The 1,189-nt window shown below is 68.8% G+C and carries 2 protein-coding genes and 1 pseudogene; all 3 read right to left on the bottom strand.

What is annotated here, in order from left to right:
• Nucleotides 1–176 (bottom strand): annotated as a pseudogene (locus MKL01_RS20735) (flagellar protein); the annotation flags it as partial.
• Between the two features lie 508 nt (nucleotides 177–684).
• Nucleotides 685–957 carry a hypothetical protein gene (locus MKL01_RS20730; RefSeq protein ID WP_243907083.1) on the bottom strand — a complete coding sequence of 91 codons (273 nt, stop codon included), beginning with the start codon at nucleotides 955–957 and terminating at the stop codon, nucleotides 685–687.
• Between the two features lie 54 nt (nucleotides 958–1,011).
• Nucleotides 1,012–1,189: Holliday junction DNA helicase RuvB C-terminal domain-containing protein (locus MKL01_RS20725; protein WP_279604769.1), on the bottom strand; the 178-nt coding region annotated here is incomplete at its 5' end.

Here is a 1,189-nt window from a genome sequence, read left to right as displayed (position 1 = left end):
CTGGTGGAGCGGCTGTCGAGGGCCTGGGAGGTGAAGAAGTTGGTCGGGTTGTCGAGGGCGGAGTTGACCGTCTTGCCGGTGGCGAGGCGGTTCTGGGTGGTCGCCATCAGGGTCGCGGTGTCCTGCAGCGAGAGCAGGTTCTGGCGCGTCGCGGACGATAGAGTAATGGAGGACATGGCGCGAAATTCCTTTCGTACGCTCGAAACTCGACGTGGCGGCCGGCCGTTCTTCGAGGGCATGCTCGATGAAAACGGCTCAATATTTTTGTTTTGATGCTCTCATGTCTGACAAACGACTGCTTGCCCGACCGGGAAAGACATAGGTATTATGCTTCGCACAAGAATATTAAAAGTCCGCTAACCAATCCGGTAGACGCGCGAATAACGCTGTCCCTTAACCGTTCGACGCCTCCGGCCCCGGCCCGGATCCGGCGTGTTCCGGTCCTCGCGGAACGTGGACGACCGCGCCGCGCGGAGCGACGATCGGCTCGGCCAACCGATCGTCGGACGGTTCGTCGGTCCTGGACCGGACGGCACGCAGGCCCCCCGCCGGCCGCTCTCGCGATCGAAAACCCGTCCGGTCGCGACGCCACCGATGCAGCCGGCTTTCGACGGCTCGCGCACCGCGTGGCGGCGGATCCCGGTGTCCGGTTCCTCCGCGCGTCGTGGTCTGGCGGAGGCGCCCTCAAAAGATCGCGATGTCCGGGGCGCTCGGGCCATGGGCGTCCGCGCCGATGGCCTGCGCGTCGATCCGGGGCCGGACCTGCGTGACGTAGCGCGCCCGGGCGGTCTCCAGGATCGCCGCAGGTCGGCCCCGCTCGTCCGGCTCGGCCCCCGCCAGGGTCCGCCGCAGCCCGTCGCGGCAGCGCTGCAGGACCACGTCGTGGAACTGGATCTGGCCGAACACCGACAGCACCCGATCGCCCACCGCGGCCGTCAGGTCCTTGACCTCCGTCAACGCGCTTGGCGCCATCCCGACCCGGGTCGAGGGCGGACCCGCGCCCCAGGCCGCTCAGGCGGCGACCGGGTCGGGTTCCCGCCTGGGCGTGGCGATTCCGAGGTGGTCGTAGGCGTGCCGGGTGAGGACGCGGCCGCGGGGGGTGCGCTGCACGAAGCCGCGCTGGATCAGGTAGGGCTCGATGATGTCCTCGATGGCGTCGCGCGGCTCCGACAGGGCCGCGCCGATCGTC

Source organism: Methylobacterium sp. J-070, from assembly GCF_022829385.1.
Taxonomy (GTDB): Bacteria; Pseudomonadota; Alphaproteobacteria; order Rhizobiales; family Beijerinckiaceae; genus Methylobacterium.
The sequence above is the reverse complement of the archived record's forward strand: the minus strand, read 5'-3'. Positions and strand labels throughout refer to the sequence as shown.